General features: G+C 72.5%; 15 protein-coding genes. 8 read left to right on the top strand and 7 right to left on the bottom strand.

The genetic code is table 11. The annotated features are described in order from the left end of the window. Positions 1 to 197: 197 nt before the first annotated feature. On the top strand, positions 198 to 1580 hold the full coding sequence (locus tag ACH427_RS12080; RefSeq protein ID WP_398869326.1) for an alkaline phosphatase family protein: 1383 nt from the start codon (positions 198 to 200) through the stop codon (positions 1578 to 1580). 2 nt (positions 1581 to 1582) lie between these two features. Here the strand turns inward: ACH427_RS12080 and ACH427_RS12075 are convergent, their stop codons facing one another. The 7 genes from ACH427_RS12075 to ACH427_RS12045 all read right to left on the bottom strand — a co-directional run bounded on the left by ACH427_RS12075 (position 1583) and on the right by ACH427_RS12045 (position 8943). Continuing rightward, positions 1583 to 3109, bottom strand: a complete 1527-nt coding sequence (locus tag ACH427_RS12075; RefSeq protein ID WP_398869461.1) for an aldehyde dehydrogenase family protein — start codon at positions 3107 to 3109, stop codon at positions 1583 to 1585. Positions 3110 to 3421: 312 nt separating this feature from the next. Then, the gene (locus ACH427_RS12070; protein WP_398869325.1) at positions 3422 to 4609 is read right to left on the bottom strand and encodes a cytochrome P450; all 1188 of its coding nucleotides are present in this window, start codon (positions 4607 to 4609) and stop codon (positions 3422 to 3424) included. Beyond that, positions 4606 to 6030 carry a hypothetical protein gene (locus tag ACH427_RS12065; RefSeq protein WP_398869324.1) on the bottom strand — a complete coding sequence of 475 codons (1425 nt, stop codon included), beginning with the start codon at positions 6028 to 6030 and terminating at the stop codon, positions 4606 to 4608. Before ACH427_RS12065 ends, ACH427_RS12070 begins: the two co-directional genes overlap by 4 nt. Beyond that, positions 6020 to 6388 (bottom strand): hypothetical protein, encoded by a 369-nt coding sequence (locus ACH427_RS12060; RefSeq protein ID WP_398869323.1) that lies wholly within the window; start codon positions 6386 to 6388, stop codon positions 6020 to 6022. Before ACH427_RS12060 ends, ACH427_RS12065 begins: the two co-directional genes overlap by 11 nt. Before the next feature lie 83 nt (positions 6389 to 6471). Further along, complete coding sequence (locus ACH427_RS12055) at positions 6472 to 6864, bottom strand: VOC family protein (protein WP_366002349.1); 393 nt, start codon at positions 6862 to 6864, stop codon at positions 6472 to 6474. 179 nt (positions 6865 to 7043) lie between these two features. Next, the gene (locus tag ACH427_RS12050; RefSeq protein ID WP_398869322.1) at positions 7044 to 8375 is read right to left on the bottom strand and encodes an alkaline phosphatase family protein; all 1332 of its coding nucleotides are present in this window, start codon (positions 8373 to 8375) and stop codon (positions 7044 to 7046) included. Between the two features lie 196 nt (positions 8376 to 8571). Then, on the bottom strand, positions 8572 to 8943 hold the full coding sequence (locus ACH427_RS12045; protein WP_398869321.1) for an MmcQ/YjbR family DNA-binding protein: 372 nt from the start codon (positions 8941 to 8943) through the stop codon (positions 8572 to 8574). 503 nt (positions 8944 to 9446) lie between these two features. On the opposite strand from ACH427_RS12045, the gene ACH427_RS12040 reads away from it, so the two are divergent. The 7 genes from ACH427_RS12040 (at position 9447) to ACH427_RS12010 (ending at position 17564) form a co-directional block, all read left to right on the top strand. Continuing rightward, the gene (locus ACH427_RS12040; RefSeq protein ID WP_398869320.1) at positions 9447 to 10499 is read left to right on the top strand and encodes a methyltransferase; all 1053 of its coding nucleotides are present in this window, start codon (positions 9447 to 9449) and stop codon (positions 10497 to 10499) included. Between the two features lie 50 nt (positions 10500 to 10549). Further along, positions 10550 to 12190 (top strand): carbamoyltransferase, encoded by a 1641-nt coding sequence (locus tag ACH427_RS12035; protein ID WP_398869319.1) that lies wholly within the window; start codon positions 10550 to 10552, stop codon positions 12188 to 12190. A 43-nt stretch (positions 12191 to 12233) separates the two neighbouring features. Beyond that, on the top strand, positions 12234 to 13934 hold the full coding sequence (locus ACH427_RS12030) for an FAD-dependent oxidoreductase (RefSeq protein WP_398869318.1): 1701 nt from the start codon (positions 12234 to 12236) through the stop codon (positions 13932 to 13934). Further along, a complete protein-coding gene (locus ACH427_RS12025; RefSeq protein ID WP_398869317.1) occupies positions 13931 to 14413 on the top strand; it encodes an adenylyl-sulfate kinase in 483 nt (160 codons plus the stop codon). Before ACH427_RS12030 ends, ACH427_RS12025 begins: the two co-directional genes overlap by 4 nt. Then, a complete protein-coding gene (cysD, locus tag ACH427_RS12020; RefSeq protein ID WP_398869316.1) occupies positions 14410 to 15369 on the top strand; it encodes a sulfate adenylyltransferase subunit CysD in 960 nt (319 codons plus the stop codon). Before ACH427_RS12025 ends, cysD begins: the two co-directional genes overlap by 4 nt. Positions 15370 to 15605: 236 nt before the next feature. Then, complete coding sequence (locus tag ACH427_RS12015; protein WP_398869315.1) at positions 15606 to 17042, top strand: MFS transporter; 1437 nt, start codon at positions 15606 to 15608, stop codon at positions 17040 to 17042. 30 nt (positions 17043 to 17072) lie between these two features. Further along, on the top strand, positions 17073 to 17564 hold the full coding sequence (locus ACH427_RS12010; protein WP_398869314.1) for a MarR family winged helix-turn-helix transcriptional regulator: 492 nt from the start codon (positions 17073 to 17075) through the stop codon (positions 17562 to 17564). Positions 17565 to 17688 lie beyond the last annotated feature (124 nt).

Below are 17688 nucleotides of genomic sequence, written 5' to 3'. Positions count from 1 at the left end.
CGGGGGTTCGCAGATTTTCCGGTCGAATGTGACAGGGGATTCCGGCGGGCTCGCCGGGATTGCGGCGGGAGTTCCCCACCGGCCCGGCACACGGAAATGCGACGGCATTTCCACGGCCCCCTGTCGGACCGCCGGACCGCCGTGTACGTTTTCCGGCAAGCAATGTCGCACGGTGCGCACAGCGAGAGGAATCCGCGATGCCCGCTGCCGGAAAAGTTGCCGTGATAGGACTCGACTCCGCGACCCCGCAGTACATGTTCGACCGGTTCGCCGAGGACATGCCGGTGTTCACCGCCCTCAGGCGGAAATCCCTGTGGGGTCCGATGCGCAGCATCGACCCGCCCATCACCATGCCCGCCTGGTCCTGCATGATGTCCGGCCGCTCGCCCGGCGAACTGGGCGTCTACGGATTCCGCGACCGCGGCGCCTATGACTACGGACCGCTGAAGTTCGCCACCTCCCACAGCATCCGGGCTCCCCGCATCTGGGACGAGATGACGGCCGCCGGGCGCACCAGCGTGGTCTTGGGCGTCCCCGGCACCTATCCTCCCGCCCCCATCCAGGGCGCCATGGTCTCCTGCTTCCTGGCCCCCTCCACGCGGTCGCGCTACACCTCCCCGCCTGGCCTCGCCGACGAGCTGCACAAGCTCACCGGCGGCTACGCCCTGGACGTGGAGGACTTCCGCTCCACCGACCTGGAACGCGTCTCGCAGGGCGTCTTCGACATGAGCGAGCAGCGCTTCGAGGTCGCGCGCCACCTGGCGACCACCCAGGAGTGGGACTTCCTCTCCTTCGTGGACATGGGCCCCGACCGCCTCCACCACGGCTTCTGGAAATACTGCGACCCGGACCACCCGCGCCACGAGCCGGGCAACGCCTACACCGGCCTCTTCCGCGACTACTACCGCGCCCTCGACCGGCACCTCGGCCGCTTCCTGGAGAGCCTCCCCGAGAACACGGCCGTCCTCGTCGTCTCCGACCATGGCGCCCAGCCCATGGTGGGCGGCCTCTTCATCAACGAATGGCTGCGCAAGGAGGGTTACCTCGTCCTGACCGAGGAACCCGCCGGCCCCACCCCCGTCGCCCAGGCCGCCGTCGACTGGAAGCGGACCACCGCCTGGGCCGAAGGCGGCTACTACGGACGGATCTTCCTCAACGTCGAGGGCCGCGAGCCGCAGGGCACCATCCCGGCCGCGGAGTACGAGACCACCCGCGACCTCATCGCCGCCGCCCTGGAAGCGCTGCCCGACGACCAGGGGCAGCCGATGGGCACCCGCGCCCTGCGCCCCGCCGAGCTCTACGGAGAGGTCAACGGCATCGCCCCCGACCTCCTGGTCTACGTGGGCAACCTGCGCTGGCGGGCCCTGGCCACCCTCGGCATGGGCAAGGGCCTCTACACGACGGAGAACGACACCGGACCCGACCACGCCAACCACGGGGACACCGGCATCTTCGCCCTCAGCGCCCCCGGCGTCACCCCCGGCCGCGCGGACGGTCTGTCGCTCTACGACGTGGCCCCCACCCTGCGGGAACTGCTGGGTCTCGCGCCGCGGGGCTCCCGCGGCTCCGTCCTCGGCTGACATCACCCGCCCAGCAGCGCGTAGGGAGTGGGCGGCGCCGACACCCCGCCCGCTCCCGCCCCGCCGCCGTGCACCACATGCTTCCGGCGGTACGCGTCCAGCTCGTTGGTCAGCCGGTCCCACACGGCGGAGCGGGACCCGGCGGCGCCGGGCAGCTCCAGATCGACCAGCCGGTAGTCGTTGATCCACACCCGGTCCGCGCGCAGCCGCTCGGCCACCGAGCGGGCCCGCGCGGGGTCGCGGGACCACACCCCGGCGCTGAGCCGGTAGCGGGAGCCGTTGGCGATGCGCACCGCGTCCTCGTCGGACTCCGCCCGGACGACCGCGAGCACCGGGCCGAAGATCTCCTCCTGCGCGACCGCGTCGTCCGGGCCGACCGACGCCAGCACCGTGGGCAGGAAATACGCCCCGGCGTCCAGCCCGTGCGGCAGTTCGTCCGCCGTCGGGGCCCTGCCCCCGCACACCAGCTCCGCGCCCTGGGAGAGGCCGAGCTCGGTGAAGCGCCTGGCCGTACGCGCCTGGTTGCGCGAGACCAGCGGACCCAGGTCGGTGGCCGGATCCAGCGGATCGCCGACGCGCAGCCGGCCCACCCGTTCGGCCAGCAGCCGCAGGAACTCGTCATGAACACCGGCGTGCACCACCGCTCGCGTGCCGGCCATGCACACCTGCCCGTTGTGCAGGAACGCGCCCCAGGCGACACCGGTGACGGCCCGGTCCAGATCGGCGTCCGCGAGCACGATGTTGGGGGACTTGCCGCCCAGGTCCAGCCGGGCGCTCGTCCCCGCCGAGGCGGCACCCTCCCGTACGGCGGCCCCGGTCTCGTCGGAGCCGGTGAACGCCACGAGGTCGACACCGGGCGAGCGCACCAGCCGCTCCCCGGTGACACCGCCCGGCCCCGTGACCACGTTGACCACGCCCGGCGGCAGGCCGCACTCGTGGAGCAGCGCGACCAGCCGCAGCGTGGAGAGCGAGGCGAAGGAGGCCGGTTTGAGCACGCAGGTGTTGCCCGCGGCGACGGCGGGGGCGATGCGCCAGGCCGCCAGCAGCAGCGGCAGGTTCCACGGCACGATCGCGGCGACGACCCCGACCGGCCGCCATACCACGTAGGAGCCGGAACCGGGTGCCTCCGGCTGCCGCTCGGGCAGCCGCTCCGCCCACCACGCGCTCCACTCGAAGGCGGCCGCGGCCCCCGGCACATCGGCCCCGAGGGCCTTGCGCAGCGTCGAGCCGTTGTCGCGGGCCTCCAACTCGGCCAGGGGACCGGCCTCCTCGCGTAGCCTCCGTGCCACCTCGCGCAGCAGGCCCGCCCGTTCGCCCGGGGACAGCCGCGGCCACGGGCCCTCGTCGAAGGCCCGCCGCGCGGCGGCCACCGCCCGGCGCACATCCTCCGGGCCGCCGCTGGGGAGGTCGGCCAGATGGCGCCGCGTGGCCGGCTCGAAGGTGCGCAGCACGGCACCGTCGTGGGCCTGCACGGCCTGCCCGTCGATGTACATCGGGAACCGCTCGACCGCGGTGTCCGCCCGGTTCATCGTCTTCACCGTCTCCTTCTGCTGACCCGTGGGGATGCGCCGGCCGGGCCCGGCCGGCAACGGCGGGCTTTCGGGGTTGAACCGGAGGACACGGCCCGGCCGTACCGCGACTTCAGGGCCTGGAGCCGCGCGTGGGTCTCCGGCGTACCGGCGCTGCGGGTCGTCTCCCTTGACGTGCCGTGCCCCATGGGGAAGCGAGCTCTTCGATGTCCACGCCGCCGGGCGCCGCGGAGTGGCTGGCAGGTTTCACCAACGGAGCCTTCCTCGCCGGGACGTGGGGAAGTGCGCTGCGCGTGCCCCGGGGGCTCCGGCTCAGCGGCGCGGCCCGGGGACCACCGGCAGCGACCGGATGCCCAGGGGCAGCAGTTCGGAGCTGTGCTCGACCTCGTCGGGCCGCACGGCCAGGGCGACGTGGGGGAAGGCGGCCAGCAGGCGGCCGATGCCGACGGTCAGTTCGGTCACGGCCAGCCCCGTCGCGGGGCAGGCGTGCGCTCCCGCGCCGAAGGCGATGCCGCGATCGGCGACCCGGTCGATGTCGAGCACGCCGGGGTCGGTGAAGACCGCGGGGTCGCGGGAGGCCGCCGAGACCAGCGGCAGCACCGCGTCACCGGCGGCGATCCGCCGGCCGGAGAGCACCACGTCCTCGGTGGCGACCCGCAGCAGTCCGTCGTTGCTGGAAGGGTAGTAGCGCAGCAACTCCTGGACGGCGGACGGCAGTACGGCCGGGTCGTCGCGCAGGCGCGCCGCGAGGCCGGGGGAGGAGAGCACGCCGAAGAGGTGCCGGGCCAGCAGGTCGCGGATGGTGATGAAGCCCGAGATGATCAGGCCGTGGAGCAGCAGGCGCCGGTCGTCGTCGGTGAGCTCCGCCGCGCCCAGCAGCGTGTCGGTGACGCTGTCGCCCGGTTCGGCCCTGCGGGCGGCGAGCAGGTCGTCCAGCACCTGCCCGAGCCTGCCGCGTGCCTCCTTCAGCGCCTGCTCGGTGGCGCCGCGGGGAAGCAGCAGCAGTTCGACATCGGAGGTGACCTCCTGCCACCGCTCCCCGGGCAGCCCGAGGAACTCGCAGGTGACGCGGCCCGCGAAGGGCGCGGTGTACGCCTGGACGAGGTCGACCGTCCCGGCACCGGCGGGGAGCCGGTCCAGGACCGCCTCCGCCGCCGCCTCGATGCGAGGGGCGAAGCGCGCCGTGCGCGAGGCGCCGAACGCGGCCACGACCGGACCGCGCAGCCGCCCGTGCTCCGGCGGGTCGAGGTCCACGATGCCCGGCCCCTGGGACCGGCCGAACCCCGCTCCCGGCAGTGTGGCGGCCCGGTGGCGGCTGAAGCGGCCGCCGTCGAGCACCGTGCGCACGTCCTCGTGCCGCGTCACCAGCCAGATGCGTGAGCCGTCCGCCAGGCGCACCTCGGAGACCGGGTCCTCGGCGAGCAGCCGCGCGTACTCGGGCGGCACGGTGCCCTCGGGGCCGGGCGGAAAGGGGAAGGCGGGCCCGGTGGTGGCGGTCATGCGCCCCGGCCCCTCTCACCGGCCGGGGCGCCGGCGCGCGGCCGGCCGGACCAGGTGAAGTCCTTCGCCAGGACGCGGTTGTCCAGCTGGTGCTCCACGACGATGTTGCCGCAGCCGTAGTCGTCGGCGATCACCTCGACGTCCTCCGCGGACACCAGGTGCCCGGGGTCGGCCAGCAGGCTCGCCACGCCCTTGGCCGGGGCCAGGACCTCCAGGGCGAAGCCGCGCGCCACGTGCTGGCGGTGGGTGTGCGCCGCCGCGATCAGGAAGGTGTCGTCGGGGTCGCAGATCAGATGCCACAGCGCGCGGGCCTGGAGGAAGCGGCGAGGGCGGTCGGTGTAGCGCCGGGAGGAGACCAGGACCGGCCCGTCCGCGCCCCTGCGGGTGCCGAGGGCGACCAGGCCGCGGTCCATATAGGGAACCTGCTCGGTGCGGTAGCCCATCAGGGGGGCCGGGTCGAAGGGCGCGGTGTCGTCGATCCCGGCCCACGCGCGCACCCGGTGCGCCACCTCGTAGCCGAGGTCCCAGGGGTTGTCGAGCCGCCCCGGAGCGAAGAACCGCTCGCTCAAGTCGGCGCAGTCCTTGCGCAGTTCCACCAGCTCGGCGGGAAGCGGGGCGTCCTGCGGCGCAGTGCCCATCAGGGTGCTGACGCGCGCGATCCACTGGAGCTGGTCGGCTATCCGCTCCGGCCGCACCCCGTTGAAGAAGTCACTGGCGAGAGGTTCCGGCAGCTGCTCGGCGGCCTTGAGGATGTCGGCCTCGTACGGCTCCGCCTCCGCGTAGGGGTCCAGGCCCAGCCGGGCCGCGACGCGGCAGAAGGCCGCCTCGTCCTCGTCGGTGGCGCGGACGGCGGCCCACTCCTCCTGGAGGGGGGTACCGGTGATGCCCTGGGCCGTGAGGCGCTCGGTCACCGCGTCGACGAACGAGGCCAGCGTGGCGGTGAACGCGGCGCTCTCCACGCAGGAGTTGCCGCGGCTCGCGAAGCGGTCGCCCGGGCGCGCGTCGGGGCCCATGTCGGGCATCCACACGATCCGGGTCTCCCGGCCCTCGGGCACGAAGAGCATGTCCGGCCAGCGGAAGCCGTCGCACGCGGCACGCAGGATGTGGCGGCGCGAGCGCATCCACCAGGAACCGCGGTCGTCGCCCACGCCGTAGCGGTAGGTGAACCGCAGCTGGGATATCTGGGTGCCGGGCCGCGCGTCGGCCACGAGAGACCACCAGTTGAAGGCGACCCACTCGGCCAGGGGATAGAGCGAGCCGGTCGTGTACTCCCGGAAGGTTCCCGGTCCGGGCTCCTGGACGAGCGTGACGGTCTCGGCGCCCACGGCGATGCGCAGCCGGGCCCAGGTCGCCCGCAGCTCGCCTTCCCCGCCGGCCGGGGCGTCGAGCCAATTCCACTGCAATTGGAACTCAGGAAGCATGGTCCGCCAGCCCTTCCGGCCATTCGCTCGGGTGGAGTTCATATCCGGTGTATTCGCCCGGCGAACGGCCCGTCAGCCGGAATTCCACGACGGAGTCACCGGACCGCTGCCAGACATAGCGCGGAAAGCCGTCCTGCCAGGGGCCGCCGAGGAATCCGGTGCGGATCCCCGAGCGGAGGGTGCCCAGCGGGGCGGCCGACAGGGAATCGGGGAAGGGGAGCAGATCGGCCGGGGCCGGGCCGTATTCCTGGCGGACGAATGCGACCCGTCCGCAGATCTCTTCCCGTTCGCCGCGGCCGGGCAGCGGCGTGATCGTGCGGCGCGGTTCGCGCCGGCGCCTGGGCGCTCGTAGGACCATGGTGTCCACCTTTCGGGGAACGTGCCGGTGAGCCGAGCCGGCGGGGCCCGGACGCGCGGTCGGTCCGGGCCCCGCCCAGGGTGTTACGGGAGGGGCGCGTAGAGGTCGACCACGTTGCCGTCAGGGTCCTTGACGATGGCGTAGCGCTGGCCCCAGACGGCGTCCCACGGCTTGAGGTGGCCCTCGTAGCCGGCGTCGACGAGCTCGGCGTACTTCCTGTCCACGCTCGCGGTGTCGGGGAACTCGAACGCGATGGCGAAGCGGTGCCCGCCGGTGGGGGCCTGCCACTCGGGGTCGTAGCTGCGCACCGTCGCGACGGTGTCCCAGGCGAGCCGGATGCCGCCGTCGAGCACGGCCTCGGTGTGCGGCGCGGAGTCGGCCTCGGCGGGGATCTCGACGCCCAGCTTCCGGTAGAACTCCAGCGACTTGGCCATGTCCTCGACCACCACGGCGAAGAGGGAAATCCTTGCTGACATGCGCGTTCCTTTCTTGCACTTTGAAATAGGTCTCCGCGCCGGGCCGTCTGATTTTCCGGGGCCGACCGGACCGCGAAGTCCGAATGTGCCGGACGCGCCGTACGCTAGTGACTGCGCGGTGACTTTGGCCAATCGGAGCATCCCTCGCGGGGGTCAACGCCGCTGGCAGGGCGTCGATTTCAGGACAGCGGAACGCCATCCCAATCAGCCGGCACGTCACGCCCGAGCAGGGCGCAGACAGTTGCGGGAATATCGACGGGCGCGGCGGTACGACTCTGTCGTGTTCCGCCGGTGAAGTGGGGGCCGACAGCCGACCAGTAGGACTCCCGGCGGTGCCAGCCGCTCTGCCAGTCCCGGTGGACATGTGAGGCCCAGTGCGGGTCGCCCAGCGGAAGATAGCGCCAGTCGGCCGGCTCCAGGATGAGGTCGGGCGCGTGCGCGGTGGCCTCGCCGGGATAGACCTCCTCCCGGCGGTGCACCGCCTCGAAGAACGGCCTGCCCGTACGGGGGTTGCGCCGCTCCAGCAGCGCGGCCGCCAGATCGGTGCGCACCTTCTCGTAGTCACGCTCCGGGACGAGACCGTGCTTGTAGCGGTCGCGCAGATTGATGTTCACCCCATGGGTGCCCTGCACCGCCTCGAAGGCCGCACTGGCGGCCCACTCGACGTGGCCGTCCTCGGCGGTGGTCAGGAATCCCGCCTGTTCCATCTCGTCGTTGATGGAGCAGTAATTGCGCAGCGGCCCGAAGCCTATCTCCGAGAAGGCCACCACGCTGGTGTGGTCGCCGGCCGCCCGCAAGGCGTCCTGGATCACCTGGTCGCAGGTGCGGTAGGCGGCGAAGACGGCACTGTCCCGCTCGTGTTCGGGGCCGTGCTCCAGTTCCTGCCAGTAGATGTGCGAACAGCGGTCGATGCTCGTGAGGTTGACGATCACGACATCGGATTCCTCCAGCAGCGCCAGCGCGGCGCGGCCGCGCTGCACGTCCGCCTCCAGCAGCGAGGGCAGCAGCTCGTCGCGGTCCTGGCCGGTCCAGAAGATCGACACGTCGTGGACGGGACGGATGCCCTTCTTCGCCAGCGTGCGCTGGAGGCTGCGCGGGTGGCAGGCGTGGAGGGTGGCATACATCGGATAGGTGATCAGGGAACCGTCGAAGGGCTCCGGGGGGTGGGTGCCGAAGAGCCCGATCGAGGCGAATCTGACGCCGTGGAAGACCTCGTGCTGCCACAGCAGCGGATGACGGCGGTGCTGGGGAGTCAGGACCTGCGGCGCGTACTCCGGGTGGTGACAAGTCCAGTAGGAGAAGAAGCCGTGGTCCGCGGCGCGCCGGCCGGTCAGGACGCTCAGCAGGCCCGGCGGCTCATAGGGGGTGCCCTCGGCGTGGAGCGGCCCGGAGGCCCCCTGCGAGCGCAGAGCGGCGAAGCCGGGCAGCAGCCCCTGGGCGCACCAGCGGTCGAGCAGCTCGGGCGCCGCTCCCTCGGTGATGATGACGACGACACGCTGGCGAATGGTCACGGGCGACTCCCTCGGTGTGCGTGGCAGTTGGCATGCCGTCATCCGGGAGGCGCCGGAAAGGCCGAAGCGTTCCGGCGCCGGACAGGCGTCGATCGTCGGATCAAGCTAACAGCGGGACGAGGACTCTCTCCAGACGACGGAACGAAGGAAATTCAGAGAGAGACAGAGGCGGGAGAGGCAGGAGAGTGGGGTGGGGTCACACCTTGCGCAGGAGGCCCAGGCGTTCCCGTACCGCCTTCGGCAGCCCCGCCACCACGCGATCGTACGAATGCTCCACCATCTCCCGCAGCTCATCCACGGGAACCGTGCCGTTCAGGACAACCGTGTTCCAATGGCGCTTGTTGACGTGGTAGCCGGGCACCACCGCCGCGTACTGCTCGCGCAGGTGCAGCGCCAGATCCGGTTCGCACTTCAGCGTGACCTGCGCCGGACGGTCCTCGGACGCGTCCTGGAGGATGGCGAAGACCTTCTGCTCCACCTTGAAGACCGCGGCTCCGGGGCCGAACGCCTCGTCGTCCACCGCCTCCGGCAGCTCCAGCGCGAAGTCGGAGAGTTCCTCTGGTGTCATCGCCGGTCCTTCTTCCTGCGGCTCGGCGAGGTCAGCCGTACCGCGTGGTCATGGGGTCGCCCAACAGCCTAGAGCCGGTCGAGGAGTTGCCGTGCGGCAGGGCGTGGCCGCTGATCCACGATGGCCGAAACACTGCGGGAGGCTCCGGTCACGGCGAGGCGGTGCCGGACGGAATCTTGACGGGCCTTCCGGTGCTTGGCACAGTTTGGCTGGCTCCACACAGGTTTTCGGTGGACCGTTTGCTCCTCTCCCGGTGCTGCCCGGTCGCGGTACCGGTGTCCGTGCGATCCGTGTGCCGCCCGCGCCGTCCTTGAACGGCCCGCGCGCCACTTCTCCCGGCCGTCCGCCGCCGGTGCCCGCAGCGCCGCCCCGCCCGCCGGGGCGGCTCCGACGCCCGCACGCCGCCCGCGGCCGCATCCGCGCACCCCGTCGCCCCGGACCTGGCCGCACTCACCCCGTCCTCATGCCGCCTGCCCCCCCGATGCCCTGTGGAGGACCCCCGTATGACCGTGGAGCAGACACCCGAGAACGCCGAGGCCGCGGCTGCCCGCGCCGCCGCGGAAGAGACCGTGAACGACATCCTGCAAGGGGCGTGGAAGGCCCGCGCCATCCATGTGGCCGTCGAACTCGGCGTCCCGGAACTGCTCCAGGAGGGCCCCCGGACCGCGGCCGCCCTCGCCGAGACCACGGGCGCGCACGAGCAGACCCTGCGCAGGCTGCTCCGCCTCCTCGCCACGGTGGGCGTCTTCGACGACCTCGGCCACGACGACCTGTTCGCCCAGAACGCCCTCTCCGCCGTCCTGCTGCCCGACCCCGCGAGCCCGGTCGCCACCGACGCGCGCTTCCAGGCGGCCCCCTGGCACTGGCGGGCCTGGGAGCAGCTCGCGCACAGCGTCCGCACCGGCGAGGCGTCCTTCGACGTGGCCAACGGCACCTCGTTCTGGCAGCTCACCCACGAGGACCCGGAGGCGCGGGAGCTGTTCAACCGCGCCATGGGGTCGGTCTCCCTCGCCGAGGCCGGCCAGGTCGCCGCGGCCTACGACTTCTCCGGCGCCGCGACCGTCGTGGACATCGGCGGCGGCCGCGGCAGCCTCATGGCCGCCGTCCTCGACGCCTTCCCCGGCCTGCGTGGCACCCTGCTGGAGCGCCCGCCCGTCGCCGAGGAGGCCCGCGAACTCCTCACCGGCCGCGGCCTCGCGGACCGGTGCGAGATCCTGCCCGGCGACTTCTTCGAGACCATCCCCGACGGCGCCGACCTCTACCTCATCAAGCACGTCCTGCACGACTGGGACGACGACGACGTCGTACGCATCCTCCGCCGCGTCGCCGCCGCCATGACGCCGGATTCCCGGCTCCTGGTCATCGACAACCTCGTCGACGAGCGGCCCGCCGCCTCGACGCTCTTCGTCGACCTGCTGCTGCTCGTCCTCGTCGGCGGTGCCGAGCGCTCGGAGAGCGAATTCGCCGCGCTGCTGGAGAAGTCGGGCCTGACAGTGGAGCGCTCGCTGCCCTGCGGCACCGGCCCGGTGCGCATCGTCGAGATCCGCAGGGCCTGAACCCGCCCCTCCTGATCGAAGCCGGCCACAGCTGAAGGAGCAATGACACCATGACGGTGCTGGGTCTGGGTGGATCCGGACATGACTGGGCCTCCTGTGCCACCGACGGCCGACGGCTGGTGGCGATCGACGAGGAACGGCTGGTCCGCAGCAAGTACGGCCTGGGAGCGGACCTCCTGGCGGGCCACAGCCGGCGCGCCGTCCTCGACGCCCTCGGCACGACCGCCGAGGCCGTGGAGCACGTGGTGGCCTGCGAGCTCGTACCACGCCCCTTCTACCACTCGTTCCGCAAGCGTGTGACGGTCGTCAACCACCATCTCGCCCACGCCTACAGCGCGTTCGGCGCCTCCGGCATGACCCGCGCCGCCGTGTTGGTCTGCGACAACTCCGGCAGCCTGGTGACCGGCCTGAAGTCCGGCCCCGGGCCGCGCGAGGCGGAGACGGTCAGCTGCTACACCGCCGACGCCTCCGGGCTGCGCCTGGTCAACCGGGTCGCCGGGACCCACGCCGTGGACGCCTCCTCCGAGAGCGCCTACTACCAGCCGGGCGAGACCGACAACTCGCTCGGCCACTTCTACCGCTCGGCCAGCCTCGCCCTCGGCCTCGCCTACTCCGGCCCCAAGACCCGCTACCCGGTCAGCGAGGACGGCAAGACCATGGGCCTCGCGCCCTACGGCGACGACCGCTTCGTCGACGAGGTCGCCGAGCTGGTCACCCTGCTGCCCGAGGGCGGCGTGCAGATCTCGGCGAGCAAGGTGAACCACGTCTTCGAACGACTCGTGGAATCAGATGAGTTCGAGGACCGGGCGGCCCTGGCCTACGCCGCCCAGGAGACCCTGGAGCGCGCCCTCCTGCACTGTGCCCGGGACCTGCACCGGCGCACCGGGATGACGGACCTGTGCATCGCCGGCGGCGTCGGCCTCAACAGCGTCGCCAACGGCCGGATCCTGCGCGAGACCCCCTTCGAGCGGGTCTTCGTCGTCCCGGCCGCCGGCGACAACGGGATCAGCCTCGGCTGCGCCTACTACGGCCTCCACCAACTGGAGGGCCTTTCGCCCGCGGAGCTCCCCGCCCTCGGCACCGCCTACCTCGGGCCCGACTACGCCACCGAGCGCGTCGACGCGGCCCTGGCCGCCTCGGGCTTCACCGTCGAGACCCCCGACGACCTGCCCGGCAGGGTCGCCGGCCTGCTCGCCGAAGGCAAGATCATCGGCTGGTTCGACGGCCACTCCGAGTTCGGCCCCCGGGCCCTGGGACACCGCAGCATCCTCGCCGCACCCTTCCCCGCGTCCGTGCGGGACCACCTCAACGACAACGTCAAGCACCGCGAGTGGTTCCGGCCGTACGCGCCCATCGTGCGCGAGGACCGGGCGGCGGACTACTTCGACCTGGCCCAGCCCTCCCCGTTCATGCTGGTCGTCGCGCGCGTGACCCGGCAGGACGCCATCCCGGCCGCCACCCACGTGGACGGCACCGCCCGGCTCCAGACGCTGAACGCCGCGCAGAACCCCAAGGTGTACGAGCTGCTCGGCAGGTTCGAGTCGCTCACCGGCTGTGCCGTGCTGCTCAACACCTCCTTCAATGTCGCGGGCCAGCCCATCGTCGAGACCCCGGAGGACGCCGTCGAGGCGTTCGCGGGCATGCGCCTGGACCACCTCGTCGTCGGGGACCGGCTGGCGGCCAAGTCCTGACAGCGGCCCGAGACCCGCGACCGGCAGGGAGGAGAGCCAAGCGGTGGACGTCCCGGTGCTCGTCGTCGGAGGAGGACCGACGGGCTTGGCGATGGCGCTCTTCCTCGCACGCCACGGCGTCGGCACCCTGCTGGTCGAACGGCGCACGACCACCTCGCCCGTCCCGCGCGCCACCCACGTCAGCCGCCGCTCCATGGAACTCTTCCGCGAGGCGGGCCTGGAGGAGGAGATCCGCCGGGCCGGTTTCGAGGTCGTGCGCGAGGACGACCCACGGCTGCGGACCCGCCCCGAACGCCACCTCCCCCGAGTGGTCCTGCAAGCCGCCTCGCTCGCCGGTCCCGAACCGGCACAGGTGCTGGAGACCGGCGACGAGGAACTGGCCGTACCCGGCCCCTGCGCGCCCTTCTGGTGCGGCCAGGACCGGATGGAACCGCTGCTCGCGAAGGCCGCCGCGCGCCACGGTGCCGATGTGCGCTTCGGGCACGAAGTGACCGGACTGTGGCCGGGGGAGGACCGGACGCGGGCCCGCGTCCGGGACGGGGGGACAGGCCGGACCTATACGGTCGACGCCCGCTTCGTCGTCGCCGCCGACGGCGCGCGCGGCCGGATCGCCGAGGGCGTGGGCATCGCGCGGGAGGGGCTGGGCACGGTCGCCCACCGGGTGAGCATCCTCTTCCGCGCCGACCCGGGCCGCTGGGCGCGCGACCGGCGGTTCTTCATGTGCATGATCCAGAACCCCGGGTTCGACGGCGCGGTGATGGAGCTCAACACCCCGGGCCGCTGGTGCGCCGCGGTGGACTACGACCCGGCCCGCGCCGAACCCGACGGCAGCTACTCCGAGCGCACCTGCCTCGACCTGGTCCGGGCCGCCGTCGGTGACGGCGGGAGCGACGCGCGGATCGACACCGTCTTCCACTGGAAGGCCAGGCACCGCATAGCGGCGGCCTACCGCAGCGGAGCGGTGTTCCTCATCGGCGACGCCGCCCACCTCCACCCGCCCTCCGGGGGCTACGGCTCCAACGTCGGATTCCAGGACGCGCACAACCTCGCCTGGAAGATCGCCGCCGTGCTCGGCGGCTGGGCCGGACCGCGGCTCCTGGACACCTACGACGAAGAGCGCCGGCCGGTGGGAAAGGCCACGGCGGACCAGTCGATGCTCCTCGACGGCGTGCCGCCGGAGCCGCTGGGAGGAAGCGTCCGCTGCGACCCCCGGACCCTGATCATGGGATACCGCTACAGCTCCGCCGCCGTCCTCGGCGCCTCGCCCGGGCCCGCCTTTCCTCCGGCCTTCGCCCTGCGGGGAGACCCGGGCACCCGGCTGCCGCACATGTGGCTGCGCACGGACAGGGGAGGGCGCGTCTCCACGCTCGACCTGTGCCACGGGCGCCTCGTCCTGCTCTCCGCCGACCCGGTCTGGGCGGCGGCCGCCGCACGGACGGCGAAGGAGACGGGCGTACCCCTCCGGGGCCATCACCTGGCGGCCACCGGCGGCGAACTCGCCGATCCCTCCGGCGATTTCCCGCGGACCTGCGGAACCGGGCCCGCGGGCGCGGTGCTCGTACGGCCGGACGGCATGGTGGCCTGGCGCACGGTCCGGGACGCGCCACCGGGCCCGGACAGGGCGCAGGACCTGATCACTTCGGCGGCGGCCCGGGTCCTCGCGCTGCCGGAACGCGCGGCGCCGGTGCCCGGTCCGCCGCGGTTGTCACGCATTACTCATCGGCGAGTCGGGAGCGACGGGTGAACCCTCAATCCTTCTGCACGTGCTGGCCGGGCGCCACCGTATGGCTGACGGGCCCGCCGGGCGCGGGCACGACGACGATCGCCCGCGCGCTGGCGGAGCGGCTGCGCGAGCGGGGCCGGCGCGTGGAGGTGCTCGACAGCGACGGGACCCGCGCGCTCCTGTCCGCGGGCTCCTCGCCCGCGGACCGCGACACCGGCATGCGGCGGATCGGTCTGGTCGCCGAGGTCCTCGCGCGCAACGGCATCGTCGTCCTCGTCCCGGTGACCGCCTCCCGCGCGGCCGGCCGCGAAGCCGTACGCAGACGCCATGAGAGGTCCGGCACCGCGCATCTGGAGGTGCGGGTGGTGCGGGACGCAGTGCCCGCGCGAGGGCTCCCGGCGCCGCCCGGCCCCGAGCTGCGGCTCTCGGTGCGCGAGCGGAGCGCCGAGGAGTCGGCGCGGGCGCTGCACCGGCTCCTGGCGGAGAGGGAGCTCGCTTGAACCCCCGGCGGGGCGGGCCGTACACCGCGGGGCGCGACGGGACCCACGGGACGGCACGGCCGCACGGGCTGACGCACCTGGACCTGCTGGAGTCGGAGTCCGTCCACATCTTCCGCGAGGTGGCGGGCGAGTTCGAGCGACCGGTGATCCTCTTCTCCGGCGGCAAGGACTCCATCGTCATGCTGCACCTTGCGCTGAAGTCCTTCGCGCCCGCGCCCGTGCCGTTCGCGCTGCTGCACGTGGACACCGGCCACAACTTCCCCGAAGTGATCGCCTACCGGGACCGCGTCGTGGCAGCGCTCGGCTTGCGGCTGGAAGTGGCCTCCGTACAGGAATTCATCGACAACGGCAGCGTGCGCGAACGTCCCGACGGGACCCGCAATCCGCTGCAGACGGTGCCACTGCTGGACGCGATCGAGCGCCACCGCTTCGACGCCGTCTTCGGCGGCGGCCGCCGCGACGAGGAGAAGGCCCGCGCCAAGGAGCGCGTGTTCTCCCTGCGGGACGAGTTCGGCGGCTGGGACCCGCGGCGTCAGCGGCCCGAATTGTGGCAGCTCTACAACGGCCGGCACGCCCCCGGCGAACACGTCCGCGTCTTCCCGCTGTCCAACTGGACCGAGCTCGACGTATGGCAGTACATCGCCCGCGAGGCGATCGAACTCCCCTCGATCTACTACGCCCATGAGCGCGAGGTCTTCCGGCGGAGCGGCATGTGGCTGGCGCCCGGGGAATGGGGCGGGCCGCGGGACGGGGAGCCGGTGGAGAAGCGCCGGGTGCGCTACCGCACGGTGGGCGACATGTCCTGCACCGGCGCGGTGGACTCGGCCGCGGCCACCGTGGCCGACGTCATCGCCGAGATCGCCGTCTCCCGGCTCACGGAACGAGGCGCGACCCGGGCCGACGACAAACTGTCGGAAGCGGCCATGGAGGACCGCAAGCGGGAGGGGTACTTCTGAGCGGGCCGGGTGACGTCGACCGCGGTTCGGCAGCGCCCTGAAGGGGCACGGGGAGACGTCGGTCTGCGGCTCCGCCGCGCCGCCGCGTCCGGCCGACGGCACATCGCGGTACGCCCAGCCGGGCGCTTCGCACGGGGACCGCGGGACAGCAAGCGGAGGACTAGTCCCTAAGTCTGAAGTCCCCTACTCCGTTTGTCTGTTGAGGGCGAGGATGCCACCTGGGGATGATGTAGTCCATGTCACAGTTACTTTCCGGGAAGGACGGCGCCCAGGAGGCGCGCGGTCGCGGCGGGCCCACCTGGGTGGCGGTCCTCGCCGCCTGCGTGGGGCAGTTCGTGGTGGTCCTCGACGTGTCCGTCATCAATGTCGCGCTGCCGTCGATCCGTACCGGCCTCGACATCGGTGAGACGGGCCTGCAGTGGGTGGTCAACGCCTACGTCATCACCTTCGCGGGCTTCCTGCTGCTCGGCGGCCGGGCCTCCGACCTGTTCGGCCGCAAGGCGGTGTTCGTCTTCGGCCTCGGGGTGTTCACCGCCGCGAGCCTGCTGGGCGGCCTCGCGCAGGCGCCGTGGATGCTCATCGTCGCGCGCGCCCTGCAGGGCATCGGGGCGGCCGTGCTCTCACCCGCCACCCTGGCGATCCTCACGACCACGTTCCCCGAAGGCCCGGCACGCGTCAAAGCCGTCGCGATCTGGACGGCGGTCGGCACGGGCGGCGGCGCCGCCGGCGGCCTCATCGGCGGTCTGCTCACCGACTACCTCTCGTGGCGCTGGGTGTTGCTGATCAACGTGCCGCTCGGCATGATCGTGATCGTCGCGGCCGTGGCCTGGCTGGCCGAGAGCCGCACCGGCCAGGCGCGGCAGCGCCGGCTGGACCTCCCCGGAGCGGTGCTGGTGACACTCGGCGTCGGCAGCCTGGCGTACGGCATCTCGCAGAGCGAGGGACACGGCTGGGGCTCGGCGCGCACCCTCGTCTTCCTGATCGCCGGAGCCGTGGCGCTCGCGGCCTTCGTCGCCGTGGAGCAGCGCACACATGAGCCGCTGATGCCGCTCGGCGTCTTCCGGGTGCGCTCGGTGTCGGCGGCCAACGCCATCACCATCGTCAGCGGCATGGGCTTCTACGCGATGTGGTACTTCCTCTCGCTCTACATGCAGAACGTGCTGAAGTACTCGGCCGTGCAGACCGGCCTGGCCCTGCTCCCGCACACCGCCACCATCATCCTCTCCGCGCAGTTCGCACCCCGCCTGATGCGGTGGATCAAGGGGCGCACCCTCCTCGTGATCGCGGGGCTGCTCACCGCGGCGGGCTTCATCTGGCAGGGCGGCATGGACGCCGACGGCTCCTTCCTGGTCACCCTGCTCGGTCCGGGCATCGTGTTCTCCTTCGGCGCGGGCCTGATGATGACGCTCCTCGCGGTCTCCGCCACGACGGGCGTGGAGCTCTCCGAATCGGGCCTGGTGGCCGGTCTCGCCAACACCTCGCGCACCATGGGCGGCGCGCTCGGCCTGTCGGTCCTCGCCTCCGTCGCCGCCCGCCGCACGGCCGACGTGGGGTCCGGCGCCCACGCCCTGGCTTCCGGTTACGGCCGGGCGTTCGTCGTGTCCGGGGCCATCATCCTGGTGAGCATGCTGATGATCCCCTTCCTCCCCAAGCCGCAGACCTCGGCGGAATGACCTGTGGGCACGGACACACGAGGAGGCTTTGTGGGGCAGGAGTCGCAGCCGCGGTGGCTCACCGATGAGGAACAGCGCGTGTGGCGCGCCTATTTGCGGGCCAGCAGGCTGGTGGAGGACCACCTGGACCGCCGCCTCCAGCGGGAGGCGGGCATGCCGCACCTGTATTACGGGCTGCTCGTCCAGCTCTCCGAGGCCCCCCGCCGGGGGATCCGGATGACCGACCTGGCACGCCAGGCGAAGATCACCCGCCCCCGGCTCTCGCACGCGGTCACCCGCCTGGAGAAGCTCGGCTGGGTGCGCCGGGAGTCGTGCTACGGAGACAAGCGCGGCCAGAACGCCGTCCTCACGGAAGAGGGCCGCGAGGTCCTGGAGAAGGCGGCCCCGGGCCACGTCGCCGCGGTGCGCGCGGCCGTCTTCGACAACCTCACCCCGGAGCAGATCCAGCAACTGGGCGGGATCTGCCGGGCGATGGAGGCAGGGCTCGACAGGGAGGGAGCGGATCTTCCGTGGCTCCGCTGAGACGGGCGGCCGTCACGAGCGCGGGGGCCGTCAGGATCTGACACGGTCCCACCGCGCTCCCGCACGGGATCCGGCCGGCCGTGCCCCGGATTCACGTGAGCCCGGGAGAAGACCGGACGACACG

This window comes from Streptomyces sp. NPDC020379 (assembly GCF_044387105.1).
Taxonomy (GTDB): Bacteria; Actinomycetota; Actinomycetes; order Streptomycetales; family Streptomycetaceae; genus Streptomyces.
This window is presented reverse-complemented; position numbering and strand designations above follow the sequence as displayed.